17 protein-coding genes, 1 tRNA gene and 1 pseudogene are annotated in these 25,344 nt (G+C 71.6%); 11 read left to right on the forward strand and 8 right to left on the reverse strand.

Annotated elements, in window-relative coordinates; translation table 11 throughout:
• Positions 1-47 precede the first annotated feature (47 nt).
• From ACIBNA_RS32220 to ACIBNA_RS32230, 3 genes are all read right to left on the reverse strand, one after another.
• Positions 48-123, reverse strand: a tRNA-Arg gene (locus tag ACIBNA_RS32220).
• 418 nt (positions 124-541) lie between these two features.
• Positions 542-1,198 carry a hypothetical protein gene (locus ACIBNA_RS32225; RefSeq protein WP_399168701.1) on the reverse strand — a complete coding sequence of 219 codons (657 nt, stop codon included), beginning with the start codon at positions 1,196-1,198 and terminating at the stop codon, positions 542-544.
• 177 nt (positions 1,199-1,375) lie between these two features.
• Positions 1,376-5,116: a hypothetical protein gene (locus ACIBNA_RS32230; protein ID WP_399168702.1), complete on the reverse strand. Its 3,741-nt coding sequence runs from the start codon at positions 5,114-5,116 to the stop codon at positions 1,376-1,378.
• Between the two features lie 244 nt (positions 5,117-5,360).
• On the opposite strand from ACIBNA_RS32230, the gene ACIBNA_RS32235 reads away from it, so the two are divergent.
• Positions 5,361-6,287, forward strand: a complete 927-nt coding sequence (locus ACIBNA_RS32235; RefSeq protein WP_399168703.1) for a ribosome-inactivating family protein — start codon at positions 5,361-5,363, stop codon at positions 6,285-6,287.
• Between the two features lie 901 nt (positions 6,288-7,188).
• Positions 7,189-7,794: pseudogene (aroC, locus tag ACIBNA_RS32240) on the forward strand (chorismate synthase); the annotation flags it as partial.
• A gap of 37 nt (positions 7,795-7,831) precedes the next feature.
• Here aroC and ACIBNA_RS32245 read toward each other — a convergent pair.
• A complete protein-coding gene (locus ACIBNA_RS32245; protein WP_399168704.1) occupies positions 7,832-9,517 on the reverse strand; it encodes an IclR family transcriptional regulator C-terminal domain-containing protein in 1,686 nt (561 codons plus the stop codon).
• Between the two features lie 77 nt (positions 9,518-9,594).
• Positions 9,595-10,920: a M6 family metalloprotease domain-containing protein gene (locus tag ACIBNA_RS32250; RefSeq protein ID WP_399168723.1), complete on the reverse strand. Its 1,326-nt coding sequence runs from the start codon at positions 10,918-10,920 to the stop codon at positions 9,595-9,597.
• A gap of 287 nt (positions 10,921-11,207) precedes the next feature.
• On the opposite strand from ACIBNA_RS32250, the gene ACIBNA_RS32255 reads away from it, so the two are divergent.
• Positions 11,208-11,852, forward strand: a complete 645-nt coding sequence (locus tag ACIBNA_RS32255; RefSeq protein WP_399168705.1) for a TetR/AcrR family transcriptional regulator — start codon at positions 11,208-11,210, stop codon at positions 11,850-11,852.
• 116 nt (positions 11,853-11,968) lie between these two features.
• Positions 11,969-13,522 (forward strand): MFS transporter, encoded by a 1,554-nt coding sequence (locus ACIBNA_RS32260; RefSeq protein WP_399168706.1) that lies wholly within the window; start codon positions 11,969-11,971, stop codon positions 13,520-13,522.
• A gap of 88 nt (positions 13,523-13,610) precedes the next feature.
• Here ACIBNA_RS32260 and ACIBNA_RS32265 read toward each other — a convergent pair whose 3' ends face one another.
• Positions 13,611-14,144, reverse strand: a complete 534-nt coding sequence (locus tag ACIBNA_RS32265; protein WP_399168707.1) for a MarR family winged helix-turn-helix transcriptional regulator — start codon at positions 14,142-14,144, stop codon at positions 13,611-13,613.
• Between the two features lie 90 nt (positions 14,145-14,234).
• Here ACIBNA_RS32265 and ACIBNA_RS32270 point away from each other — a divergent pair, with 90 nt between their 5' ends.
• A complete protein-coding gene (locus ACIBNA_RS32270) occupies positions 14,235-15,020 on the forward strand; it encodes a dioxygenase (protein WP_274816977.1) in 786 nt (261 codons plus the stop codon).
• A 29-nt stretch (positions 15,021-15,049) separates the two neighbouring features.
• On the opposite strand, the gene ACIBNA_RS32275 is transcribed toward ACIBNA_RS32270, so the two are convergent.
• Positions 15,050-15,583 (reverse strand): GNAT family N-acetyltransferase, encoded by a 534-nt coding sequence (locus tag ACIBNA_RS32275; protein ID WP_399168708.1) that lies wholly within the window; start codon positions 15,581-15,583, stop codon positions 15,050-15,052.
• A 194-nt stretch (positions 15,584-15,777) separates the two neighbouring features.
• Here ACIBNA_RS32275 and ACIBNA_RS32280 point away from each other — a divergent pair, with 194 nt between their 5' ends.
• Together ACIBNA_RS32280 and ACIBNA_RS32285 are read left to right on the forward strand one after the other, a co-directional pair.
• A complete protein-coding gene (locus ACIBNA_RS32280) occupies positions 15,778-16,776 on the forward strand; it encodes an RNA polymerase sigma factor RpoD/SigA (RefSeq protein ID WP_274816975.1) in 999 nt (332 codons plus the stop codon).
• A gap of 454 nt (positions 16,777-17,230) precedes the next feature.
• Positions 17,231-17,914: a TetR/AcrR family transcriptional regulator gene (locus ACIBNA_RS32285; RefSeq protein ID WP_399168709.1), complete on the forward strand. Its 684-nt coding sequence runs from the start codon at positions 17,231-17,233 to the stop codon at positions 17,912-17,914.
• 421 nt (positions 17,915-18,335) lie between these two features.
• Here the strand turns inward: ACIBNA_RS32285 and ACIBNA_RS32290 are convergent, their stop codons facing one another.
• Positions 18,336-19,319, reverse strand: coding sequence for a helix-turn-helix transcriptional regulator (locus ACIBNA_RS32290; RefSeq protein ID WP_399168724.1), 984 nt, complete (start codon positions 19,317-19,319; stop codon positions 18,336-18,338).
• Between the two features lie 62 nt (positions 19,320-19,381).
• Between ACIBNA_RS32290 and ACIBNA_RS32295 the strand changes: the two genes are divergently transcribed.
• The 4 genes from ACIBNA_RS32295 to ACIBNA_RS32310 all read left to right on the forward strand — a co-directional run bounded on the left by ACIBNA_RS32295 (position 19,382) and on the right by ACIBNA_RS32310 (position 24,964).
• The gene (locus tag ACIBNA_RS32295) at positions 19,382-20,887 is read left to right on the forward strand and encodes an MFS transporter (protein ID WP_399168710.1); all 1,506 of its coding nucleotides are present in this window, start codon (positions 19,382-19,384) and stop codon (positions 20,885-20,887) included.
• 165 nt (positions 20,888-21,052) lie between these two features.
• Entirely contained in the window at positions 21,053-21,814 is a 762-nt protein-coding gene (locus tag ACIBNA_RS32300; RefSeq protein WP_359202317.1) for a DeoR/GlpR family DNA-binding transcription regulator, read from the forward strand.
• Positions 21,811-22,758, forward strand: coding sequence for a 1-phosphofructokinase (gene pfkB, locus ACIBNA_RS32305; protein ID WP_399168711.1), 948 nt, complete (start codon positions 21,811-21,813; stop codon positions 22,756-22,758). Before ACIBNA_RS32300 ends, pfkB begins: the two co-directional genes overlap by 4 nt.
• Positions 22,759-22,909: 151 nt before the next feature.
• Positions 22,910-24,964 (forward strand): fructose-specific PTS transporter subunit EIIC, encoded by a 2,055-nt coding sequence (locus ACIBNA_RS32310; RefSeq protein WP_399168712.1) that lies wholly within the window; start codon positions 22,910-22,912, stop codon positions 24,962-24,964.
• The last annotated feature ends 380 nt before the right edge of the window (positions 24,965-25,344 follow it).

Below are 25,344 nucleotides of genomic sequence, written 5' to 3' on the forward strand. Positions count from 1 at the left end.
AGAAGGGCTCGCACCTACGAAAGTCGTAGGTGCGAGCCCTTCTGACCTGGTGCCCCCGGCAGGATTCGAACCTGCGACACCCGCTTTAGGAGAGCGGTGCTCTATCCCCTGAGCTACGAAGGCGAGGCTTGATCGAAACCTTGCACGGAACTCGGTGAAGTGCCCGTGGCCAGGTCTCTCTGTCAAGCCCTGAGCGTCCTGGAGGCGACCGCTGTGGCGCGTGGACAGGCTGGGCCTGGTGACATGCCGCAGCGCCCGCCGGGGCGCTCGATCCACAGGGTACCGGATCGGGGCTCGGGCGGGCGCTGGTGTTGGTGGGTGGGCGGTGGGGTGCTCAGGCGGTGAGGCTCAGCAAGGGTGACCCCTCTTCGGCGAGGACGAAACCGAGGGTGAGGAGCAGGCGCCCGTTCCACAGTGAGGCGTCGAGCTGGGTGCGGTCCGACTCGGCGTCGCTGCGGTAGGGGTGGACGAGCCGGTGGGTGCGGGTGTACCCGGGGACTGCTGGAGGTGCTTGGGGATGCGAATCACGCAGCCGGCCGGGTCAGCACTTCCAAGTCGCCCAGTACCACTTGCCCTTCATCGAGCCGTCCGAGTTCATCACCGGCGTCGCGATCCGGACACCCGTGGAGCCCTTGCCGGGGTAGTACCAGAAGTAGTGGTCGTGCTTGCGCTTGCCGTAGTGGACCTCCAGCCACCCCTGGGATTTCCGCCAGTACGGCGCGAACCAGTACCCGCCCGCCATACGGGGCGGGATGACGCCCTTGAGCGTGGTGCCGGCGCTGGTGGTCCTGCCGACCTCCCACTTCTCCGTCTGCGACAGGCTGGCGGACATGCCCCCTTCGAGCACGTCCGAGAAGCCGGCCTTGACCTCCACCTTCGTCTCCTGCTGGAAGGAGTACGAGGTGCTGCGGTCGGTTCTGAAGGCGAGGTCGAAGCCCAGGTCCCTGCTGCCCGCGCAGTTGTACACCGGGTTGCCGACCTGACGCCGCTTGCCCAGCTGGGTCCACGCGTTGACCTCGTGGTACTGGCACAGGTCGGCCTTGCCGTTGTTGCAGTCCCAGATCACGTCGGGCTTGTCGTCGCCCCAGCCAGGGCTGGTGTTGGCGCCGGCCGTGCCCGTGGAGAGGGGGATCAGCGCCAGGGCGAGGGCCGATGTCAGCACGGCCGTCCGGCGGCGGCCGGTCTTCCGGATCTTCATGGGTGGTTCTCCCGTCGGATTCCTCGACCCGCTGGTCGGGTCGGCCACTGCCCCGGCCGAGGGGGGAGTCGGACCGGGGCAGCGACGGGTCGATCGTCAGGCCCGGGGGGTTGATCGGCCAGCCTTTCCATCAGGTCAATCAATCGCCTCTGACCAGGGAAATCAATGCCGGACGGGTCAGTCGTCGCACACCTCGCGATACGGCACGTCACGCGCGTACGTCTGCCACTGCGCCCGAGTGAGGTCGCCGCCGCCCGCTCGCGCGCACACCGACTCGACGGCCTTCGACGGGTGGATCGTGTAGCGCTGGAGGGGTACGTGCGCGCTCCCCGCGTACACCGTGGAGCTGTCCCTGGCGAACGCCACCGTGTCGATCGCCTCGCCCGGTGTCGTCAGCGGACCGCCGATCGGCTGCTGCGTGGCGATGTCCCACAGCTGGAGAGTCCCCGCCTCGCCGCCCACCGCCAGCGTGCTGCCGTCAGGGCTGACGGCGAGGGCGCTGACGGCCTCCGATGTGTCGCCGAGGAGTGAGTCGGAGATGCCCTCCGGGAGTGTGGGGAAGACGCTCGGCAGGACTCCCGCCCGCTGCCGCAGCGTCCCGTCCCACAGCGCCACCCGGCCCGTCTGGTCCCCCGCCGCCAGCCGCGAACCGTCGGGGGAGAAGGCGAGGGTGCCGAGCTCTTCGCCCTGGACGAGGTCCTGTCCGGCGACCTTGCCGCCGGGCAGGACCGCCGAACGGTTGTCGCCGGCCAGGAGCCCGCCGTCGGGGCGGACGGCGAGGTGGTGGCTGGACAGCGCCGGGAGGACCGCCGTCCTGCGGTGGTGCGCGGTGTCCCAGACCTCGTTGCTCAGCGTGCCTTCGGCCAGGGTGCGGGCGGCGTAGAGCGTGCGGGCGTCCGGGCCCAGGGCGAGCGTGATCACCGCCCCGTCCGGCCCGCCCGGCGCCAGATCCACCGTCGTGCGGGCCCGTCCCCGCGTGACGTCCCAGATCGTGATGCGCTGCGCGGACGCCTCGCTGCCCGGGGCCGAGACACCGTACGCGAGCGACGTGCCGTCGGGGCCGAAGGCCAGCAGGGCAAGGGTCTGCTCGGCGTCCACCGGCCGGGAGGGGTCGCGGGAGACGGGGAGCGGCGGGGACGGCAGCGTCCGCAGCAGCCGCCCGTCGCGGGTGTCGCGCAGTTCGAAGACGTAGCGGTCGCCGGTGCGCCGGGCGGTGGCGACGGTACGGCCGTCCGGGCCGATCAGCACCCTGTCCAGTGGCTGGTCCTGCCAGGCGGAGGTCACGGCCGTCGCGACGTCCAGCGAGTGCACCGTGCCGCCCTCCAGATACCGCAGCACCGGTTGAGCCGGGTCCCAGGCCAGAGCGCCGTACAGATGCTGGTTGTTGAGGGGGTGCCGGAACACCGGGGCGTCGACGCCCAGCCGCCACACCCTGAGCTCCTCCCCGTCGGCGGTCGCCAGGAAGTTCCCGTCCTTGCTGAAGGCGGCCAGCTTCACCCCCGCGTCGTGCAGTTCGGCCAGCTGCCGCCCCGTCCGGACGTCGAAGACGCGCACGCCGGTGCCGTTCACGGCGGCGAGTCTCTTCCCGTCGTCGAGCACCAGCTGTGCCCGCTCGTCGCCGCAGACCTCGCCGCCGTGCTCCCAGCGCCCGGGCACCGTGCGCCCGCTTCGCAGGTCCCGCACCCGCAGCCCGTCACCGGCATGGCAGAACGCGACCAGTCGGCCGTCCGCGCTGGGGACCAGGGTCGCCGACTGCGTCTCGAACAGCAGCCTGCCGTCCGCGTTCGAACGCACCTGCACCCGGAAGTCGTCCACGCCGCTCACGGCGTAGCTGCTCCCGGCGAAGTCCACGAGGGACGACGCCGGAAGCCGGTCACCGCTCCACCGTCCGGCGGCCGTGTCCCACAGCCGTACGCCGTCGTCCGCGTGGACCGCCAGCAGCCGGCCGTCCGGACTCGCCCCGAGCACCAGCCCGCCCACCGGCACCCGTCCCGAGGTGATCCGCCGGTGCCGTGCCACGTCCCAGGTCCGCCAGGTGCGGCCTTCGACGCTGAGCAACGTGCGACCCGAGTCCGTCAGATAGCGGGAGGCGCTGTCGCCCGGCGCGTGATCGCTGAAGGTGTCCAGTTCCTGCTGGCCAAGTGAGCCCAGCAGGGCCCGCCGGGTCTCCGGCAGGCGGGCCACCCGCCACGCGGCGACGCCCAGGAGCTGCGCGACGCGAGGTTCGGTCGTGCGCAGGGCGTCCGCGACGTCGGCGATCCGGCGGGCCACGTCGTCGGTGCGCCGGTGCTGGTTGTCCCGGCGCTGTGTCCAGGCGGCCAGACCGGCGACCAGCGCCACCACGAGGACGGTCGACAGCATGCCCACCGCGGCCCGTGCCCGGCGTGTGGAGCGGGCGGCGGCCCGGGCTTCCGCATCGCGGACGTCGAGCGTGGCGGTGAGGAACGCCCGTTCCGCCGCGGTCAGTGCGGGGTCCCGCTCGTGGTCGGGGAACAGCTCCTCCGCGCGGGCCAGCCGGGTGCCCCGGTACAGGGCGCCGGGGTCGCGGTCGTGCTCCAGCCACGTGCGGGCGGCGTCGGTCAGCTTCCGGTGGTGGCGCAGCCGCTCGCGGTCCTCCTCGATCCAGCCGTGCAGCCGGGGCCAGGAGGTGAGCAGGGCCTCGTGGGTGAGGTGGACGGCTTCCTCGTCGACGGTCAGCAGGCGGGCGCCGGACAGCCGCTCCACCACCGGCGGCACGTCAGGGTCCCCCCACTCCTCCAGTTCGGACCGGGAGAGCGGGCGGCGGGTGTCGGGGGTGCCCTGTCCGGGTTCGACGAGCCGCAGCAGCAGGCGGCGGGCGGTGTGGGCCTGTGCCGCCGACAGCTGCCCGTACACCTCCTCGGCGCTGGCCGCGATCGCACCGCGCACTCCACCGACCGCCTCGTACGCGGTCAGCGTCAGCATCCTGCCCTTGCGGCGGCGCCAGGTCTCCAGCAGCGCGTGCGACAGCATCGGCAGTCCGCCGGGCTCGTCGAGCACCTCCTCGACGAGCCGCGCGGTCAGCTCCCGCTCGACCAGGAGCCCGACCGCCTGCGCGGGCTTGACCACCGCCTCCCGCAGCTCGTCCGCGGTCATCGGGCCGACCAGCAGTCCTGCGCCGCGCAGGGCGTCCGCCAGGTCGCGGTGCTCGGCGCAGCGGGCGTAGAAGTCGGCGCGTACGGCGATGAGCACCCGGAGTCGGTTGTCCGGCTTCCGGGCGGCCAGCAGCAGGTCGATGAAGCGCGCCCGCTCCTCCCGGTCCCGGCAGAGGGTGAAGACCTCCTCGAACTGGTCCACCACCACCCAGCTCTCCGGCTCGTCCTGCGCCGGGGCCAGCAGGTGGCCGTACTCGGAGGCGGGCCGGGGCCCCGGGGTGAGGATCCGCAGGACTGCCGGGGAGCCCAGTTCCAGGATCTTCTCCCGCAGGCGGGGGATGAGTCCGGCCCGCAGCAGCGAGGACTTCCCGCTGCCGGAGGCGCCGAACACCACCGCGAAACGGTGCTCGCACACCAGCTCCTGCAACTCCTCCACCAGCCGGTCCCGGCCGAAGAACAGCGCCCGGTCGTCGGGCTCGAACCGCGCCAGTCCCCGATACGGCGGCACGGCGTCCTCGTCGTCCTCGCGCGCGGTGCCCGCGGCCTCCGCCTGAGCCGCCTTCCACCGGGACTCCCACTCGGCCGGGTCTCCTCCGCAGGCCCGCACATATCCCTGGACGACGGCGAGCGACGGCAGCCGTTCGCCGGCCGCGGCCTGGGACAACGTCGTGGCCGAGAACCCCGCCGTCCTGGCCATGGCCCGGTAGGACGGGCCACCGGCCGTCCGGCGCAGCTCCCGGAGCTCGTGCGCGAGCCGCGGCACGGGGCCGGCCGTCGGGTCCAGCGGTCTTTCCGGGCGCCCCATGCGCATACCTCCGTACAGCCAGGCGAAAGCGACATTTAGCGTGATGAACACACAAGACGCCCGACAGCGCCCAGGTTGCCCACGGGTGGTGTGCAGGTGTTGCGGCATGTGAAGTCAATCAATCCCCTTTCGCCCACAGGATTGATTGACCTGACAAAAGGGACGTGCCAATCAAGGTTCCGGTTGCGAACGTCGGTGGGGAAAGGCCGGTATCCGGCACACCCAGCACGGGGAGAACAGCGCAATGTCCCGATTTCAGGTCCTCCGCAGGCTTCGTACCTCGGCCGTCGTGCCGGCGGCACTCGTCGGCGCCCTGGCCGTCACCGGTATGAGCGGACTCACCGAGACGCACCACACATCGCTCGGGCAGGAGGCCCAGCTGGTCAGCGACTCCATACCGACCGACGGTAAGAGCTACGACCTGACGACCGGCGTCCACTCGGACCTCGCCCGCCGGTACGACGCCCTCATCAACGACATCCGCGGCCGGGTCGGGGGCACCCGGCTCTACGGCAACATCATTCTCGCCCGGAACCAGGACGACTACTTCCCGGTCACCCTGGCCATGGGCCGCAGCCAGGTCACCCTGGTGTTCAACGCGAGGAACCTGTACATCGTCGGCTGGCGCAACCACGAAACGAACACGTACTACCGGCTGGGCCACGGGCCCGCGACCATCGCCGGGGCCAGGGTGCGCCATCTGAACTGGCTCAACTACAACAACATGGAGGGGGCCGCAGGCAACATCAGCCGGGGCAGCCTGGGCATCTCCCTGGGCACGATCCAGGGCTCGATCAGCGACCTGGGCGGCCAGCACTACACGGCGGCCGGGCGGGACCAGGCACGGGCCCTGCTGATCCTCACCCAGGCCTTCGCGGAAGGTGCCCGCGCCGACTTCATCTCCTACCGCGTCAGCCAGGCGATCAGGGGCGGCCACAGTTACTACCCCGGAGAGTCGTCGACGATCAGCAGCAACGGGTCGAACTCGGGCGGAAGCATGATCGACGTGACGGGCCTGGACTTCGAGAACGACTGGAGCGACCTCTCCAGGGCCGCCCAGAACGCGCTCCACAACCACGCCGCCCCCCGTTTCCGCATCGGGAGCGGTTACCTCACGACGCTGTCGGCCATCGACGCCCAGCTGGCCGTGGCCCTCCACCACAAGTTCTGAGGCCACCGCGATGAGCAACCCCCGGCGGGACACTTCCCCATCCCGCCGGGGGCACCAAAGGAAAAGTCGTCACCTGCTGATCACTCCGGACACCACTGGACCAGAGGGATGCGCGAGATCTCGCGCGCCTCCCACACTTCCCTGCGGCGCCCTGGCGGGCATCGTCCCCTGCAGCCGTCTTGGCCTGGTGCACCAGGACCCGCCGCTCGCCAGTCCTGGTGCCTACGCACTACAGGCCGTCCCGGGCCGGGGCGGGCTTGACCGGGAGTGTGGTGACCTGAGCTGCAGCCGGGCTGTGCCGCCGTCGGCGGCGGGCGGCGGACCGCCTGCGGAACGAGAGTCCGGCAATGGCCGCCTCGGCGCCCCTGAGAGGCGCCGGAGCGAATGAAAGCGACGGGCATGGAGCGGAAGGCTCAACCATGGCGCCGGCTGTGCGGCCAAGAGGCGTGGGCGGGAGGGAGGCTGACGGCCTGTGACCTGCAGCGATGCCGACGGCGTTCCCAGATCGCCCGAAGCGCGTTCTGAGTGCAGCGAGGCCGCCCTCTCTGACCTGCGCTCTCAGAGTTTCGATCAAGCCCCACGAAGGCGAAGGCGGGCCTTGCGTGACCGTGGCTGAATACTCTGAGTGACTATTCGCCCCGATTGCGGCAAGGGCCGGGACACCACCGAGGTGGCGGCCCCTGACAGGGTAGCGGATCGGGGTGGGGTGGTGGGCTGAGGTCGTAGTTGCATCGCGCCCCAGGAGCGAGGGGGTGGCCCGGCAACCGTTGTCGCTCGCAGGTGTGTGCCCGGTGCACCTCCCCGTGTCGGACCTGAGCGGCCAGTGTTGAGGGCGCAACCGTGAAGTTGGCGAGCGGGGGAAACGTGAACGCAAAGGTCGTCTCCAGCCACCGAATACGGGCTGCGCTGCCTGGACGCGGACGCGGACGCGTCGAAGGCGATGGTCGCGGAGGTCGACCAGGCGCACAAGGACGGCGACACGCTCGGCGGCGTGGTCGAGGTGCTGGCGTACGGGTTGCCGGTCGGTCTCGGTTCGCACGTGCACTGGGACCGCCGCCTGGACGCCCGCCTGGCCGCCGCCCTGATGGGCATCCAGGCGATCAAGGCAGTCGAGGTCGGCGACGGCTTCGGCCTGGCACGCGTCCCCGGCTCCGAGGCGCACGACGAGATCGTCACGACCGCCGAGGGCATCAAGCGGACGTCCGGCCGTTCCGGCGGCACCGAGGGCGGGCTGTCCATGGGTGAGCTGCTGCGGGTGCGGGCGGCGATGAAGCCGATCGCGACGGTGCCGCGGGCGCTGAAGACGGTGGATGTCACCACGGGCGAGCCGGCGGCCGCCCACCACCAGCGCTCGGACGTGTGCGCGGTGCCGGCGGCCGGCATCGTCGCGGAGGCGATGGTGGCGCTGGTGCTGGCGGACGCGGTGGCGGAGAAGTTCGGTGGAGACAACGTCGAGGAGACCCGCCGCAACGTCCGGTCCTACCTCGACCACCTGGCGCTCCGGTGAGCGGCACGGATCACCCGTCGCCCTCCCGGGTGTGGGGTCAGGTCAGCGACACGTGGGTGAAGCGGCCGGCGGTGTGGAGGTCCGACTCGATGCGGGCGGCTGTTGAGGTGAGTTCGGGGAGCAGGTCCGTCACGCACTCGCGCAGGGTGTGGCGGCTGGCGTGCATCGCCGTGTTCAGGGCGGCCACCACCCTTGCGGACCGGTCGCGGATCGGGACCGCGAGGGAACGGAGGCCCTCTTCCAGTTCCTCGTCGACCAGGGCGTAGCCCTGGGAGTGGATCGAGGCCAGGGTGCGGGACGGTGTCTCTTCGTCACCGAGCCGTCCGTGGTCCCTGTGCGGGTCCGCCAGCAGGACTCGTCCCAGTGCCGTCGCGTAGGCCGGCAGGCGTGTGCCCACCGTGATGTTTACGCTCATCACCCGGCCCGTCGCCACCCTGGCCGTGTACTGGATCTCATCGCCCGGGTCCGGGAGCACCGCCATCGAGGTCGACTCGTGGATGCGGGACGTCAGGTCGGCCAGGTGGGGCTGGGCGATCTCGGGGAGGGACGTGCGGGAGAGGGGCGGGAAGCCCAGGGAGAGGACCCGGGGGGTCAGGGTGAAGGTGCGGGGGCTCGGGGTGGTCACCAGGCCCAGGTGTTCGTAGGTGATCAGTGCTCGGCGGGCCGTCGCCCGGGCCAGGCCCGTCGCCCGGGCCACCTCCGTGAGGGTCAGCTCCGGCCTGCCCTCGCCGAAGGCCGTGAGGACCGTCAGGCCTCGTGCCAGGGATTCGATGAAGTCGCGGCCCAGCCGCTGCTTGGAAGCGCCCGTCCAGAGCGCCAGGTCCGAGGGGGGCGGGCCGGGCTCCGGGGGCGGCGTGCGGTGCAGTTCGCGTTCCATCTCCGTCACCGCCGACCGCAACCTCGGCAGCAGGGTGGTGCGCAGGTCGTGTGCCGTGTGCCGACTCGTGTGGCTGACCACGCTCGCCACGCATGCGATCTTCCGGCGGCCGCCCGTGTGAGGGGACCGGACCGGTACCGAGACCGCCACCAGGCCGGGTTCGATCAGCTGGTCGTCCAGGGCCCAGCCGTTCGCGGCCGCCTCCTGCGTGCGGCTGGCGAAGGCCTCGTCGTCCCGTTCGTCCTCTCCGTACGTGCGCGGCGGTACGGCCGTGAAGGACAGGTCCCTCGGGTCCGACGCCCTGCGGTCCCGCCAGCGCTGCCAGTCGGTGTGCGTCCACTGCGTCGCGAACAGCGGGCCCGGCGCGGTGCGTTCGGCGGGGAGCAGGTCGCCGATGCGGAAGCTCAGGGACATCGCGCGGCGGCGGGTCGCCTGGTGGATGAAGCGGATGCCGTCGCGGTCGGCGACCGCGAGCGAGACCGACTCGTCCAGTTCGTCGGCCAGGGCGTCCGCTCGGGCGGAGAGGAGGGCGGGCAGGCGCAGGGCGGCGAGGTAGGCGTTGCCCAGTTCCATCAGGCGGGGGGCCAGGTGCACGTCCCGGCCGTCCACGCGGACGTAGTCCATGCGGGCGAGTGTGGCCGTGATGCGGTCGACCGTGGAACGGGCGAGACCGGTGGCCCGTTCGAGGGCGCTGAGGCTCAGCGTGCCGTCCGCCTCGGTCAGCTCCCGCAGGACCGCGATACCGCGGATCAGCGGCGTGACCGCCTCCGCAGGGGTGGCCTCCGCCCGGACGGCCTCCTCGGGCATGGCCTCGTCGGCGGCGTCGTTCATGGGCTTGGCTGGCATCGGCTCTCCGGTACGGCGGTCGCGGCGCAGGGCTACCGTAGTCCGCAACGGACCCCTGTAATGAGCGCCGAGTGCCGTCACGTCCGCGGCCGGCCCCGCGTCACCCGTACCCGGTAATCCCCCCCGGGATCCGCCCCGACCACCCTGATCACGACCCCTCTCCGCGCATCCCTGAACGTCTCCCCGGGCGCGAACGGCGCGTCCGACAGCTCCGCGTGGACGTTCGGCGCGCGCGTGCAGCCCCCGCTGTCGCGGCGGGAGTCGTGGACGGTGACCGGGCCCATGCCGGTGTCCACCTCGGCGTCGACCTTGTAGACCAGGACGCCCGGGCGGCACACCGACTCGTCGTTGCCGGCCCGGGTGCGCAGTTCGACGGCGTAGCCGGATCTGCTGTCCAGGGGTACGACGACCAGCTTGGAGCCGCCCGCGCGGGCCAGCGGCGTCAGGGTGAACTCCGCGGTGCCGGGGGCCGATGCGCAGTGCACCTGCGCGGCGTCCAGCCAGCCCAGCTTCCACTTGTGCCAGCCGAGGAGGTCGTTGTTGGCGCCCCAGTCCTCGCTCATGATGTCCCAGTGGCCGACCGCGCCCCCGCCCTGAGCGGTGTACAGGTCGGGCAGGCCGAAGACGTGGCCGTTCTCGTGGGGGAGGACGCGGTAGCCGGTGCGGCCGTAGGAGCCGGAGCCGTCGTCCTGGCGGGAGTAGACGAAGGAGGCATTGGCCACGGGTATGCCGTCGGCCCTCGGGGCCTCGGGGTTGCCGGCGAAGGTGACCGAGAGGACGGTGTCGAGGGCGGAGGGGCCGGCGTTCGGGGTGACCAGCACGTTCAGCAGGTCGTACTTGCGGAAGTCCACCCTCGGGTCGGCCGCGGCCACGAGGTCCTGGACCAGCGCGCGGTAGCCGGGGTCGAAGGGGGCGCCGCGCTCTATGCCGTACTCGTGGAAGGACTTCGGCATCCGCAGCCACTGCGGTATCGGCGTCTCGGGGCGGTAGTCGAGGCGGCCGTAGGAACTGGTGCGGAACCAGTGCCGGGTCTGCGGGAAGAACTCCCGGTAGCGGTCCAGGGCCTTGCCCTCGCCGGGTGCGTCGGAGAAGTCGATCATCAGGGTGAGGGCGCGGACGGTGCCGGTGGAGCGGGCGTAGCCGTCGGTGGTGGGGATGCCCTCGGACATCTGGACCTCGCGGGCGCCGCGGATCAGGCAGGGGCCGTGCGCGGAGGTGCGGGACAGGGAGACCGGGCCCGCTCCGGCCGTGGTGGTGCCCGGGGCGAGGCGGGCCGTGCCGGCCGAGCTGGCCGTGAAGGTCAGGGCGGTCACGCAGGCGAGAGCGGCCAGGCGCCGCCTGGGTATCCGGCGGCCCGGCGGCCCCGAGCCGTATGACCGGGGTCGCTGGGGCTGCGGCTGGATGCCAGGGACCTGCAAGGGACCTCCCGCGCCACGGCAGCCTCCCGGTCTCCGGCTGCACCCATGCGATCACCCTGCGTCGGGGGGTGTGGGGGCGCGCGTTGGAGGAGACCGATCGTGGGTTTCCCGTCGGTAGCGGTCCCGTCGGCACCATGAGCCAGGTCACAAATGAAAATCCCAGATGCGGGAAATAGCGGGGACCCAGTCCCCGTTTAGCCGTGTGTCCGAATAAAACGGGGAGCCTCTCCCCGGATCGCCTCACACACACTCAGACCACCCAGGAGTACGCCGTGCAGACCGCCACCCCCGCACCGCGCAAGGCGCCCCGGCCCCGTGCCGACGCCCTGCGCAACCGGGAGCGGATCGTCACCGCCGCCCGGGAGATGTTCGTCGAGCACGGCCCCGAGGTGCCGCTCGACGAGATCGCCCGCCGGGCCGGCGTGGGCAACGCCACGGTGTACCGCCACTTCCCCGACCGCGACGCGCTCGTACGCGAGGTCGTCTGCTCCGTACTGGACAGTACGGGCGCGGCGGGCGAGCTCGCGCTCGCGGAGGCCGGGGACGCGTTCGAGGCCCTGGAGCGCTTCGTGCACACCTCCGCCGACGAGCGGATCAGCGCGCTGTGCCCGATGGTCTCGAGCACGTTCGACGAGAACCACCCCGATCTGGAAGCGGCGCGCGAGCGCTTGGAGCGGATCCTCGAAAGGGTCATGGAACGTGCCAAGGCGGCCGGTCAGCTCCGCCCCGACGTCGGTGTCGGTGACCTGATGGTCGCCGTGGCCCAGCTCAGCCGGCCCCCGGCCGGCACGGCGTGCTTCAGCGCCGACCGCTTCGTGCACCGTCATCTTCAGCTGTTCCTGGACGGACTGCGGGCCCCGGCCCGTTCCGCCCTGCCGGGCGCGGCAGTGACCATGGAGGACCTCCGCCAAGCCTGACCGATCAGTTCCGGGCGCCAACCGAGTCATCACACACAGCTCACGGCCACGCCGGTCGTCGAGTCGTCCCTCAACGACACCTTTTTCCATCACCTTGTCCCGAAGTGGGTACTCCCATGTCTGAAACAGCCTCAAAGGCACTGCGGGCTCCGGCCGCCTCGCCGGACCCCGGCCGCTGGAAAGCGCTCGTCTTCATCGCGCTGGCCCAGTTGATGGTCGTCCTGGACGCCACCATCGTGAACATCGCCCTGCCCTCCGCCCAGCAGGACCTCGGCATCTCCGACGGCAACCGGCAGTGGGTCGTCACGGCCTACGCCCTGGCCTTCGGCGGTCTGCTCCTGTTCGGCGGCCGGATAGCCGACCTGTGGGGCCGCAAGAGGGCGTTCGTCGTCGGGCTCGGCGGCTTCGCCGTGGCCTCCGCGCTCGGTGGCGCGGCCACGAACGAGGCGATGATGTTCGGCGCCCGCGCCCTCCAGGGCGTGTTCGGCGCCCTGCTCGCGCCGGCCGCGCTCTCCCTGCTCGCCGTGATGTTCACCGACGCCAAGGAGCGCGCCAAGGCGTTCGGCATCTACGGCGCGATCGCCGGTGGCGGCGGCGCCGTCGGCCTGATCCTGGGCGGCTTCCTCACCGAGTACCTGGACTGGCGCTGGACGTTCTTCGTGAACATCCCGTTCGCCGTCGTCGCCGCGGCCGGTGCGTACTTCGTCATCCGTGAGCCGGAGGGCGGCCGCAACCGCTCCCCGCTCGACACCCCGGGCGTCGTCCTGTCCACCCTCGGCCTGGTCGCCCTCGTCTACGGCTTCACCCGCGCCGAGTCCGACGGCTGGAGCGACTCCGTGACCGTCGGCATGTTCGTGGCCTCCGCCGTCCTGCTCGCGACCTTCGTGATCGTCGAGTCCAAGGTGAAGGCCCCGCTGCTGCCGCTGCGCGTGATCACCGAGCGCAACCGCGGCGGTGTCTACCTCTCCCTCGGTCTCGCGATCATCGCGATGTTCGGCCTGTTCCTCTTCCTGACCTACTACCTGCAGATCGTGAAGGGGTACTCGCCGGTCAAGACCGGGTTCGCCTTCCTGCCGATGATCGTGGGCATGATCACGGGCTCCACCCAGATCGGCACCCGCCTGATGACCCGGGTCGCGCCGCGCCTGCTGATGGGCCCCGGCTTCCTGGTCGCCGCGCTCGGCATGCTGCTGCTGACCCGGCTGGAGATCGGCTCCTCGTACGCGGCCCTGCTGCTGCCGGCGATGCTGCTGCTCGGCCTGGGCATGGGTACGGCGTTCATGCCGGCCATGTCGCTGTCCACGCAGGGCGTTGAGCCGCGGGACGCCGGTGTCGCCTCCGCGATGGTCAACACCTCGCAGCAGGTGGGCGGCGCCATCGGTACTGCCCTGCTGAACACGATCGCCGCCTCGGCCACCACGTCCTACGTCGCGGACCACATCGCCGGGGCCACCAGCCGGTCCCAGCAGCAGCTGGTCCAGCTGGAGGCCATGGTGGAGGGCTACACGAGTGCCATCTGGTTCGCCGTCGGCATCCTCGTGGTGGCCGCCGCGATCGCCCTGACCTTCATCAACGCGGGCCGCCCCGACAGCGCCACCGTGACCGGCTCCGGCTCCGGTTCCGGCGAGGACGTGGCGGACGAGGTGCAGATCCCGGTCGTCGCCCACTGACGGCCGTACCCGCAAACACCCCTTCGGGCCCTCCGTAGGTACGAGGAGGGGACGCCTCGTACCCACGGATTCCAGGACCTGCCCTGGCTCAGCGGAGCCAGGGCAGGTCCGCACCCGCTTCGGTCGGCTGGAGTCCCTCGGCGATGATCCGCATGATCTCGCCGAGGGACTTCTGCTGCTCCGGGGTGAGCCGGTCGAAGACCGCCTGGCGTACGGCCTCCACATGGCCCGGCGCGGTCTGCCGCAGCACCTCGTAGCCCTCGTCCGTCAGCACGGCGAACTGGCCCCGCTTGTCGTCGGGGCAGTCCTCGCGGTGCACCCAGCTGTTCTTCTCCAGGCGCGCGATGGCGTGCGAGAGGCGGGAGCGGGTGATCTTCGCCAGCATGGCGAGCTCCGTCATCCGCAGCCGCCGCTTCGGCGCCTCGGCGAGCCTGACCAGAAGACCGTAGTAGACGTGCGGCATGCCCGCGTCACGCTGGAGCTGACGGTCGAGATGGTCGTCGAGGAGGGTGACGCCCTCCATGAACGAGCGCCATACGCGCTGCTCCTCATCGGTGAGCCAGCGCGGTTCCGGAGGCTCTGCGACGGAGCCCGGTGTCGTTGCGGATGCGGGTGCCTTCATGTCTTCCACTCTACGTGGCCCCTCCTTGAACTTTAAACAAATGCCCCGTACAGTTTTGTTAGGGAATCATGTTTTGGAAGGAGTCGCAGCATGTCCGCCGCCACCCAGGAGCGCATGCCCGCTCTGTACCTGAGCCACGGCGCCCCACCGCTGGCGGACGACCCGGTCTGGCCCGGTGAACTGGCCGCCTGGTCGGCCGGCCTGCCGCGCCCCCGGGCGATCCTGATGGTCTCCGCCCACTGGGAGGAGGCCCCGCTCGCCATCGGCGCCACCGAGACCGTCCCGCTCGTCTACGACTTCTGGGGCTTCCCGGAGCACTACTACCGGGTGACCTACGAGGCCCCCGGCGCACCGGAGCTCGCCGAGTCGGTACGGAAGCTGCTGCGCGCCCCCGGTGTGCCCGTCCAGGACGTCCCCGACCGCGGCCTCGACCACGGCGCGTACGTCCCGCTGGTCGAGATGTACCCGGAGGCCGACATCCCGGTCCTCCAGGTCTCCATGCCGACGCTCGACCCGGTCCGGCTCATGGAGATCGGCCGCAGGCTCGCCCCCTTGCGGGACGAGGGCGTGCTCATCGTCGGCTCCGGCTTCTTCACCCACAACCTGGCCGCGCTCCGGCAGGGCGGCATCCCCGCCTGGTCGGCGGAGTTCGACGACTGGGGGCGGCGGGCGCTTCAGGCGCGTGACGTGGACGCCCTGCTCGACTTCACCCGCAAGTCGCCCGCGGGGCGGCTCGCCCACCCGCGCACGGAGCACTTCGCCCCGCTGTTCGTGACCATGGGCGCGGCCGACGCGGCCGGTGAGCTGGACGCGCACAAGTCGGTGATCGACGGCTTCTGGATGGGGCTGGCGAAGCGGTCGGTGCAGTTCGGCTGACGCCGGTGCTGTTCGGCTGAGGCCGGACCCTATGCCGGCACCTGCGCGAGGTCCTTCTCGTACCAGGCCACGTCCCAGTAGCGGCCGAACTTGCGGCCGACCTCCCCGTAGGTCCCGACGTACCGGAAGCCGAAGCGCTCGTGCAGCCGGGCCGACGCCTCGTTCGGCTGCGCGATGCCCGCGTAGGCGCGGTGCAGGTCCTCGCCGGACAGCGCCTCGAAGAGGGCCTTGTACAGGAGGGTGCCGACGCCGCGGCGGCCGGCGTGCGGGGCGACGTACACCGTCGTCTCCACGGAGGTCGCGTAGGCGGGCTTCGCCCGGAAGGGGCTGGATGTGGCGTAGCCCAGAATCTCCTGTGAGTCCCGGTCCGCGGCAACCATCAGGCGGTACGGTCCGTCTTCAGGGTGGGAGAGCAGCCAAGGGCGGCGCTCTTCCGGAGTGAAGATCGCGGTATCGAATGTGATCGCCGTCTCACGTACATAGTGGTTGTAGAGGGCCGTGAGGGCCTCGAGGTCATCCTCGACTCCCGTCCTGACCTGCACCTCTGTACGTTCCGACGGCATCTCGCCTCCTCGTGTGGCCGGACAGGGTACTGCATGATCAGAAAAATCGTGGGGTGGGTTGGGAATTCTGTCCTGATTCCAGTCGTTGTTTCCATCGGATGCAGGGCACCCGAGGAGAGTCCCGGAGAGTCCCGGAGACGGAGTCCAGCGTCCGAAGGACCACCCGCTGACCTCACCATCGCAAGGGAGCACGCATGGCAACCCGTGCCGTCGCCCGTCGTCAGTCCGCCACCGGCGAGACGGCCGACGCGGCAAGCAGTGTTCGCGCCCATGGCGGCGAGATCGCCGATCGCGACCTGGTCGGCATGTACCTCGACGAGATCGCGCGTACACCGCTGCTCGACGCCGCCAAGGAAGTCGAGCTGTCCCAGGTCATCGAAGCGGGTGTGTTCGCGCGACAGGTCCTCGACGGATGCGAGGAGACCAAGGCCGACGCCACCCGTGAGGAGCTCGAAGCCCTGGTCGCCGACGCGGAGCGGGCCAAGGACGTCTTCATCCGCTCCAACCTGCGCCTGGTCGTCGCCGTCGCCCGCCGCTACCCCCGCAGTGGTCTGCCGCTGCTGGACCTGATCCAGGAGGGAAACGCCGGCCTGGTGCGCGCGGTCGAGAAGTTCGACTACCGCAAGGGCTTCAAGTTCTCCACGTACGCGACGTGGTGGATCCGCCAGGCCATCACCCGCTCCATAGCCGACCAGTCCCGTACGATCCGCCTGCCCGTCCACCTCGTGGAGGAGCTTGGCAGGATCCGGCGGGTGCAGCGCGAGTTCAACCGCGAGCACGGGCGGGACCCGGAGCCCGCGGAGATCGCCGCCGAGCTCGGCTCGACGCCTGAGCGCGTCATCGACGTGCTCGACTGGGCCCGCGACCCGGTCTCGCTGAACATGTCGGTGGACGACGAGGGCGAGACCCAGTTCGGCGACCTCCTGGAGGACACCTCAGCGGTGTCGCCCGAGCAGTCGGTGCTCACGCTGCTGCGCAGCGAGGAGCTCGACGACCTCATCGGCCGCCTCGACCAGCGCACGGCCTCGATCATCAAGATGCGCTACGGCATCGAGGACGGCCGGGAGCGCACGCTGACCGAGGTCGGCAAGGAGCACGGCCTGACCCGCGAGCGCATCCGGCAGATCGAGAAGCACGCGCTGCTGGAGCTGAAGAAGCTGGCGCGCAGCACCGGGTTCGACGCGGCGGCGTGACGCCGCCTGTCCGCCGGCGGGCGTCCGGGCGTACGACTCCGTCCCCACGGCCTGTGGGCGTCGTCCCACGGCCTGTGGATGCCGGAGAGTGTGCGCCCGGGGGTCGCCGCGTACGCCGGGTGGCGAAAGACCGCGCAAACATGGCGATGTAACGCCGCTTCAACCCGCGGGGCACCGGGAACAAGACTTCCGGGCCCACCGGTTCGGGCCCGGGGCCACGCACCTGGCCCCCAGAACCAAGTCCCGTCGCACTCCCCCCGGCGCCGGGACTCTCCCAAGGCCGGGCTTCGGCGTCCCTCCCCCCGGACGCCGGGGCCCGGCTCTCTGCGTGACCGGGGAAACGGAAGGCGGGGAAATGAAGACCGGGGAAATAGAGGGCGGGGCACCCCGTACCTGAACCACGGGGTGGCCCGCCAGATGGCAGATTGTGTCACATGGGCATAGCCTGCCGAGCGTGAGCAGCACCACCCCGACCCCTCCTCAGGCCTCGCTGACCGAGCGGCGCAAGGCCGAGACGCGTATGGAGATCGCCCGGGCCGCGGCCGGCCTCTTCGTACGGCACGGCCTGCGCGCCACCCGCGCGGAGGACATCGCCCAGGCCGCCGGCATCGCCCCGCGGACCTTCTACCGGTACTTCGCCACCAAGGAGGAGGCCGTCGCCCCGCTCTATGCGGCCGGCGCCCGGCGCTGGGTGGAGGCGGTACGCGCGGCTCCCGCCGACGCGAGCGTGCTCCGGGCCCTGGAGCACGGAGTGCGCCACACCCTCACCCCGGGCGCCGGCGTCTCGGCGTCCTCCTGGGAGTGGGTCCGCACGCTCCTGCGGCTCGCCGAGGCGAACCCCTCCCTGCGCAGGGTGTGGGCGGAGGTCTGCCAGGCGTCGGAACGGACGCTCGCGGAGGTGCTGGCGGCCCGGGGTACCAGGACGGGGACTCCGGGGAGTGACGACAACGTTGCCGCCCTCCCTGAGTCACGCTTCGCCGCCGCCGTCGCGAGCGCCGCCGTACGAACGGCCCTGGAGGTCTGGGCGGAGGGGGACGGGCCGGTGGAGGGTGCCGGAAGCCCGGCGGAGCTGGCGTTGCGGAACTTGAGGGCGCTGCGGGACTTTCCGTGGGAGGGCGTGGCGGGGCGGTGCGGTTGAGCGGGGCCGCCGGGCGGCGCCGATCGGCTTGGCGCGGGATGGCTTGGGCTGCGCGGTGGGCGGCGCGGGTGGGCGCGGATGCCGGGTGGCGGCGCCGATCGGCTCGGCATCGGGTGGCTCGGCGCGGGACGGCCTGGGGCTGCGTGGCGGGGCGGTGCGGGTGAGCACGGCCGACGGGCGGCGGCAGCGGCGACAGGCGGGCCCGGCCCGGATGGCCTGGCGCCGGTGAGCGGGGCTCCGCTCCCGCCTGGGTCCCGGGTGCGGAACCCGGAGCACAGGCGGACATCGGGCCGCCGCCCGGCTGGCAGGGCACCGCGATCGTCGCCGGTCACGTCGTCGGCCCTGCCGTGATCTGTGACCTCCCGCATCACCGCCCTGGGCCGGCCTCAGATCACCTCTGCGTCCCCACTCCTTGCCGCCCTCAGATCACCCCTGCATCCCCACTCCGGGCAGCCCTGCTCAGCCGTTCCCCCAACTCCCGTACCGCCCGCACGAGTTCCTCCGGCTCGCGGACCACGAAGTCGCACTCCAGCATCGCCAGCCGGAACGCCACCCACTGCACGGCGTCCCCGACGGACCCGCGCAGCCGGCAGCTGTCGTCGTCCAACGGCTCGGGCGTGCCGAGCCACTTCGGCAGCCGGGTGGCGACGAACTCGGCCGGCGCGGCGAACGTGACCTCGAAGTCGTACGACTCCTGGTGCCGTTGCATCGACTGCCGCAGGTACTCCGCCGCGTTCCCCGTCGGCAGCTCGCGCGGCACGAACCGCGCCCCCGTGGCGAACGGTTCGCTCACCCGGTCGACGCGGAACGTCCGCCAGTCGTCCCGGTCGATGTCGTACGCCACCAGGTACCAGCGGCGGCCCGTGGACACCAGCCGGTACGGCTCCGTCAGACGCCGCGACTCGGTGCCGTCCGCCGCCCGGTAGGCGAACCGCAGCCGCTCGTGCCCGGCCACCGTGGAGGCCATGACGGTCAGTGTCTCGGGCGCGATGCTCGGCCCGTCGCCGCTGGTCAGTGGTGTGGTCGCGGCCTGGAGCGTGGTCACGCGGTGGCGCAGCCGGCCCGGCAGCACCTGCTCCAGCTTGGCCAGCGCCCGCACCGACGCCTCGTCCAGCCCCTCCACCGCGTGCCCCGCCCCGGCCCGCAGCCCGACCGCGATGGCCACGGCCTCCTCGTCGTCGAGCACGAGCGGCGGCATGGCCTTGCCGGCGACCAGCCGGTAGCCGCCGTCGGCGCCCTTGGACGCCTGCACGGGATAGCCCAGCTCGCGCAGCCGGTCGACGTCCCGCCGGACCGTGCGGCGGGAGACCCCGAGCCGGTCGGCGAGCTCGCCGCCGGGCCATTCGCGGGGCGTCTGGAGGAGGGAGAGGAGCGTCAGCAGCCTGGCCGGTGTGTCCGTCGTCATACCGACGAGGATGCCGCACCAATAGGACGCCATCTGACCTAATGGTCACCTACCTTCTGGGCATGACCTCCACCGAGACCCCTCTCAGCACCGCGGACGGGACCGACCGCCGCCGCTGGTTCGCCCTCGCGATCGTGATGACCGCGGCCTTCATGGACCTCGTCGACGTGACGATCGTCAACATCGCCATACCGTCGATCCAGCGGGAGGCGGGCGCGTCCTTCGGCCAGATCCAGTGGATCACCGCCGGCTACGCCCTCGCCTTCGCCGCCGGGCTGATCACCGGCGGACGGCTCGGCGACATCCACGGCCGTAAGCGGATCTTCCTCGTCGGCATCGGTGGCTTCACGGTCGCCTCCGCGCTGTGCGGCCTCGCGGTGAACCCGGAGATGCTGGTCGCCTCGCGGTTCCTCCAGGGCGCCATGGCGGCGCTGATGGTGCCGCAGGTGCTGTCGATCGTGCACGCGACCTTCCCGGCGCACGAGCGGGGCAAGGTGTTCGGGCTGTTCGGCGCGGTCGTCGGTCTCGGCGCCGTGTCCGGTCCGCTGCTCGGCGCGCTGCTGACCGAGTGGAACCTGTTCGGGTGGGAGTGGCGCTCGATCTTCCTGATCAACCTGCCCGTGGGCGTCGCGGGCCTGATCCTCGGCAGCCGTTTCATCACCGAGTCCAGGGCGCCGCGGGCACTGAAGCTGGACCTGGTGGGCGTCGCCCTCGTGACCCTGGGCCTGCTGATGCTGCTCTACCCGCTCATCCGCGGCCGCGAGCTGGGCTGGCCGCTGTGGGGATACGTCTCGATGGCCGGCGCGCTCGTCGTCCTCGCGGCGCTGGTGGCGTACGAGCGGCGCAAGAGCGCACGGGACGGCTCCCCGCTGGTCGAGCTGTCGCTGTTCAAGGTCAAGAGCTTCGCGGCCGGGATCGCCGTACAGACCGCCTTCGGGGTCGCGCTCGGCGTCTTCTTCCTGGTGTGGACGCTGTACATGCAGTTCGGGCTGGGCTGGAGCCCGCTGAAGGCCGGGCTGACCGGGGTGCCGTTCTCGATCGCCGTGTCCGTGGCCGCCGGGCTGTCGGTGCAGCAGCTGGTCCCGCGCTTCGGACGCAAGGTGCTCCAGGCGGGCGCGCTGGTGATGATGGCCGGGGTGCTGCTCTACCTCTGGGAGTCCGCGCACTACGGCCTCGGCATCGCGCCCTGGCAGATGGCGCTGCCGCTGGTCGTGATCGGCGTGGGCATGGGCCTGATCGTCGCTCCGCTGACCGACGCGATCCTCTCCGAGGTACCGCGCGAGCACTCCGGCTCGGCCTCCGGTCTGCTCAACACCGTGCAGCAGATGGGCAACGCGCTGGGGCTGGGCCTGGTGTCGGTCGTCTTCTTCGGCACGATGGGCGACCATCTGCGCCCGGACCAGGTGGGCCCGGCCTTCGCGGACGCCTTCCGGAACTCGCTGGGCTGGGTGGCCGCGGTGATGGGGGTGATCTTCCTGTTGATGTTCGCCCTGCCGAAGCGGCCGGCGCAGCACGTCGAGGGGGAGCAGGCGGTGAAGGAGCCGAAGGAACCGGCGCTGGTCTCCTGACCATCGTCCGGCGATCGTCACAGGACGGGCTCGGCACATGGGTGTCGAGCCCGCCTCTGTTTCCGACCGTGCCCGATTGGGTCCGAACCTGTTTACTTTGCGGAAATCTCGGCGTAGCCTCCCGCTGAAACCACACGTTCGGGCACGAGGCGGAGGCGAACAGACATGTACGCACCGGAGCGGCAGCAGGAGATCCTCCGGCTCGCCCGTGACGGCGGCCGAGTGGATGTCGTGTCGCTGGCCGAGGAGTTCCAGGTGACGGCGGAGACGATCCGCCGGGACCTGAAGGCCCTCGACCGCGCCGGCCTGGTCCGCCGGGTGCACGGTGGGGCCATCCCGGCCGGGCGCCTCGACTTCGAGCCGGACCTCGCCGAGCGCGAGACGACGGCCCCCGACGAGAAGGACCGCATCGCCAAGGCGGCCCTCGCGGAACTGCCGACCGAGGGCACGATGATCCTCGACGCCGGCACGACGGTGGCCAGAATGGCCGCCGCCCTCCCGCTGGAGGCCTCCCTCACCGTCGTCACCCACAGCCTGCCCATCGCGGCCCGCCTCGCCGACCACCCCGGCATCCAGCTCCACCTCATCGGGGGGCGCGTACGGCACCGTACGCGCGCCGCCGTGGATGCCTGGGCGCTGCGCGCGTACGGCGAGATCCGCGCGGATGTGCTGTTCGTGGCCGCCAACGGCTTCTCCGCCGAACACGGCCTGACCACCCCCGACCTCGCCGAGGCTGCCGTCAAGCGCGCGGCCGTGGCCGCCGCCCGCCGCGTGGTGCTGCTCGCCGACTCCTCCAAGCACGGCCAGGAGCACTTCGCCCGCTTCGGCGACCTGAGCGATGTGGACCTGCTGATCACCGACAGCGGGCTGAGCCCCGAAGACACCGTCGCCATCGAGCGCGGCGGCACGGAAGTAGTGCGCGCATGATCCTCACCGTGACCCCCAACCCGTCCCTGGACCGCACCTACGAGGTGCCGTCCCTCGACCGCGGCGAGGTCATCCGCGCCACCGGCGAGCGGATGGACCCGGGCGGCAAGGGCGTGAACGTCTCGCGCGCGGTCGCGGCTGCCGGTCGGCGCACGGTGGCGGTCCTGCCCCTGGGCGGCGCGCCGGGCGCGCTCGTCGCCGACCTGCTCGACACACAGGGCATCGAGGTCGCGCCGGTCCCGGTCGCCGGAGCCACCCGCTCCAACATCGCCCTTGCCGAGGCCGACGGCGTCCTGACGAAGATCAACGCGCCGGGCCCCGAACTGTCCGAGGCCGAGCGGGAACTGCTCCTGGAGACCGTACGGCAGCAGTCCCGCGACGCCGCCTGGATCGCCTGCTGCGGCAGCCTCCCGCGCGGCCTCGCCCCCTCCTGGTACGCCGAGTTGGTCGCCCGCACGCACGCCGCCGGTGCCCGGATCGCCCTGGACACCTCCGGGCCCGCGCTGCTCGCGGCCCTGCGCGAGCGGCCCGACGTGGTCAAGCCCAACGCCGAGGAACTCGCGGAGGCCGTCGGCCGCCCCCTCGCCACCGTCGGCGACGCCGTGAAGGCGGCCGAGGAACTGCGCGCGATGGGTGCCCGGGCCGTCCTCGCGAGCCTCGGCGCCGACGGACAGCTGCTGGTGTCCGACGAGGGCGCCTGGTTCGGCGGCGCCCGCGTGGGCGCGGTACGCAGCAACGTGGGCGCCGGTGACTCCTCCCTCGCCGGTTTCCTGATCGCCGGCGGCAGCGGCCCCGAGGCCCTCGCCTCCGCGGTCGCCCACGGCGCGGCGGCCGTCCAGCTGCCCGGCAGTGTCATGCCCAAGCCCGGCGACCTGGACCCGGCCGCGGTGACGGTCACGGCGGACATCCCGGCGGACCGTGCGCTGAAGGAGCCGGTGTCATGACGTACGTCGAGCTGCGTGCATCGGCCCGTGACCGGCGAGAGGCCCCGTTAACCGAGGCCCGTACGCCCACCCCCGTCACCCCCCACCGCATCCCCGTCCCCTCCCCCGCCCATCCGACTGACCGGGCGATACGCGTGCTAAGGAGCCCGCGATGAGCGACATGATCAACGCGGACCTGGTCGATCTCGACCTGTCCGCCGACACCAAGGAAGCGGCGGCGCGTGCCCTCGCCGAGCGCATGGTGGCCCTGGGCCGGGTGACCGACCTGGACGGCTTCCTCGCCGACGTGGCCGCCCGCGAGGCCCAGATGCCGACCGGCCTCGACGGCGGCATCGGCATCCCGCACTGCCGCAGCGAGCACGTCACCGAGCCGACGCTCGCCTTCGGGCGCAGCGCCGACGGCATCGACTTCGGCGCGGCGGACGGCCCCGCCGACCTGATCTTCCTGATCGCCGCGCCGGCCGGCGCCGACGACGCCCACCTGACGATCCTGTCGTCGCTGGCCCGGCAACTGATGAACACGGAGTTCACCGACGCCCTGCGCGCGGTGGGCGACGCGGCCGCCGCGGCGGCGCTGATCCGCGGCGACGAGCCCGGCGAGCCCGCCGAGGCAGGCTCCGAAGACCCCGTGGCGTCGGCGGGAGCGGCCTCTCCCGCCGCCGCCACGGTCACCGACGACGACACCGACGACACCGCTGCGGGCGAGGAGCGCCCGTTCCGCATCGTCGCCGTCACCTCCTGCCCCACCGGCATCGCCCACACCTACATGGCGGCCGAGTCGCTGGAGAACGCCGGCCGTGAGGCGGGCGTCGAGGTCACCGTCGAGCCCCAGGGCTCGGCCGGCTTCACCCGCCTCGACCCGGCGGTCATCGCGGCGGCGGACGCCGTGATCTTCGCCCACGACGTGCCCGTACGGGAGAAGGAACGCTTCGCCGGCAAGCCGACCGTCGACGTCGGCGTGAAGGCGGGCATCAACCGCCCCGCGGAACTCATCACCGAGGTCCGCGGCAAGGCCGCCCGCGGCGAGGTCACCTCCGGCTCCCCGGGCAGCACGCCCGTCGAACGCACCGGCGACTCCGGCGAGGGCTACGGCACCAAGCTGCGCAAGTGGCTGATGTCCGGCGTCAGTTACATGGTGCCGTTCGTCGCGGCGGGCGGTCTGCTGATCGCCCTCGGCTTCGCGATCGGCGGCTACGAGGTCGACAAGGCCCCGTCGGTGATGGACCACTTCATGTGGCTGCAGGCCGACAGCTGGGCGGCCCTGTTCTTCCAGATCGGCGGCGTGGCCTTCGGGTTCCTCGTCCCGGTCCTGGCCGGCTACATCGCCTACGGCATGGCGGACCGGCCCGGTATCGTCCCCGGGTTCGTCGGCGGCATGATCGCGTTCGACAACAACGCGGGCTTCCTCGGCGGTCTCGCGGCCGGTCTGATCGCCGGTGGCGTGGTGATGGCGATCCAGAAGGTGAACATCCCGGCGGCGCTGCGCGGCATCATGCCGGTGGTGGTGATCCCGCTGATCTCCTCGGCGATCGTCGGGTTCCTGATGTTCGTCGTCATAGGCAAGCCCATCGCCGCGGCCCAGAAGGGCATGACCGACTGGCTGAACGGCCTGTCCGGCAGCAACGCCATCCTGCTCGGCGCTCTCCTCGGCCTGATGATGTGCTTCGACCTCGGCGGCCCCGTCAACAAGGTCGCCTACACCTTCGCCACCGCCGGTATCGCGGTGTCCAGCCCCAGCGACTCCGCGATGAAGATCATGGCGGCGGTCATGGCGGCCGGCATGGTGCCTCCGCTGGCGATGGCCCTCGCCACGACCGTGCGCGGCAAGCTCTTCACGCAGACCGAGCGCGAGAACGGCAAGGCCGCCTGGGTGCTCGGCGCCTCCTTCATCTCCGAGGGCGCGATCCCGTTCGCCGCGGCCGACCCGCTGCGCGTCATCCCGGCCTCGATGGCGGGCGGCGCGATCACCGGCGCCCTGTCGATGGCCTTCGGCGCCACTCTGCGCGCCCCGCACGGCGGCATCTTCGTGGTCCCGCTGATCGGCAGCCCGCTGCTCTACCTGGTCGCCATCGCCGCGGGTGTCTGCGTCACCACGGCCCTGGTGGTCGTCCTCAAGGGCCTGCGCAAGCCGGCCCCGGGCGCCACCACGGCACCGGGCGAGGGCACCGCCACGGCGGCGGAGAAGAAGCAGCCGGTGGCCGCGTAAGCCAGCTGACGTTCGCCCCCTTTCAGGGCGTGTGAGCCGTTCATGCCACCTGCGAGATAGATCACGAAAATCACGGCCCGGGACCGAAGTCCCGGGCCGTGGTGTCTACTGGGGCGCATGCCTGAGCACGTCTCCCGGTGGCCCGAAGGCCACTCCCTCCCCGCTCTTCCGCAACAGCGCCGGACAGGACCCCGGTCGGAGTCCGTGGAACTGACCCCGGAGGAGAGAGACGCCTTCGCCGAGCTGGTGCGCCGACTCGGTGACAGGGACTAGCACGGCACTAGGTGTATTGATCACGAGCGTTGTTAACACTGGCCGGGCTTGATCATGGCGAAGGCCCCCGTGTGTGGTGGAGGTGTCGAATCTTCACCGCACGGAGG

It is taken from the genome of Streptomyces sp. NPDC050164 (assembly GCF_044459945.1).
Lineage (GTDB): Bacteria > Actinomycetota > Actinomycetes > Streptomycetales > Streptomycetaceae > Streptomyces > Streptomyces coeruleorubidus_A.

What these genes read in the sequence shown, in the direction of transcription:
- ACIBNA_RS32225 (WP_399168701.1), bottom strand. Translation starts at nt 1,198, where the DNA reads ATGAAGATCCGGAAGACCGGCCGCCGCCGGACGGCCGTGCTGACATCG.
- ACIBNA_RS32230 (WP_399168702.1), bottom strand. Translation starts at nt 5,116, where the DNA reads ATGGGGCGCCCGGAAAGACCGCTGGACCCGACGGCCGGCCCCGTGCCG.
- ACIBNA_RS32235 (WP_399168703.1), top strand. Translation starts at nt 5,361, where the DNA reads ATGTCCCGATTTCAGGTCCTCCGCAGGCTTCGTACCTCGGCCGTCGTG.
- ACIBNA_RS32245 (WP_399168704.1), bottom strand. Translation starts at nt 9,517, where the DNA reads ATGCCAGCCAAGCCCATGAACGACGCCGCCGACGAGGCCATGCCCGAG.
- ACIBNA_RS32260 (WP_399168706.1), top strand. Translation starts at nt 11,969, where the DNA reads ATGTCTGAAACAGCCTCAAAGGCACTGCGGGCTCCGGCCGCCTCGCCG.
- ACIBNA_RS32265 (WP_399168707.1), bottom strand. Translation starts at nt 14,144, where the DNA reads ATGAAGGCACCCGCATCCGCAACGACACCGGGCTCCGTCGCAGAGCCT.
- ACIBNA_RS32270 (WP_274816977.1), top strand. Translation starts at nt 14,235, where the DNA reads ATGTCCGCCGCCACCCAGGAGCGCATGCCCGCTCTGTACCTGAGCCAC.
- ACIBNA_RS32275 (WP_399168708.1), bottom strand. Translation starts at nt 15,583, where the DNA reads ATGCCGTCGGAACGTACAGAGGTGCAGGTCAGGACGGGAGTCGAGGAT.
- ACIBNA_RS32280 (WP_274816975.1), top strand. Translation starts at nt 15,778, where the DNA reads ATGGCAACCCGTGCCGTCGCCCGTCGTCAGTCCGCCACCGGCGAGACG.
- ACIBNA_RS32290 (WP_399168724.1), bottom strand. Translation starts at nt 19,319, where the DNA reads ATGACGACGGACACACCGGCCAGGCTGCTGACGCTCCTCTCCCTCCTC.
- ACIBNA_RS32295 (WP_399168710.1), top strand. Translation starts at nt 19,382, where the DNA reads ATGACCTCCACCGAGACCCCTCTCAGCACCGCGGACGGGACCGACCGC.
- ACIBNA_RS32300 (WP_359202317.1), top strand. Translation starts at nt 21,053, where the DNA reads ATGTACGCACCGGAGCGGCAGCAGGAGATCCTCCGGCTCGCCCGTGAC.
- pfkB (WP_399168711.1), top strand. Translation starts at nt 21,811, where the DNA reads ATGATCCTCACCGTGACCCCCAACCCGTCCCTGGACCGCACCTACGAG.
- ACIBNA_RS32310 (WP_399168712.1), top strand. Translation starts at nt 22,910, where the DNA reads ATGAGCGACATGATCAACGCGGACCTGGTCGATCTCGACCTGTCCGCC.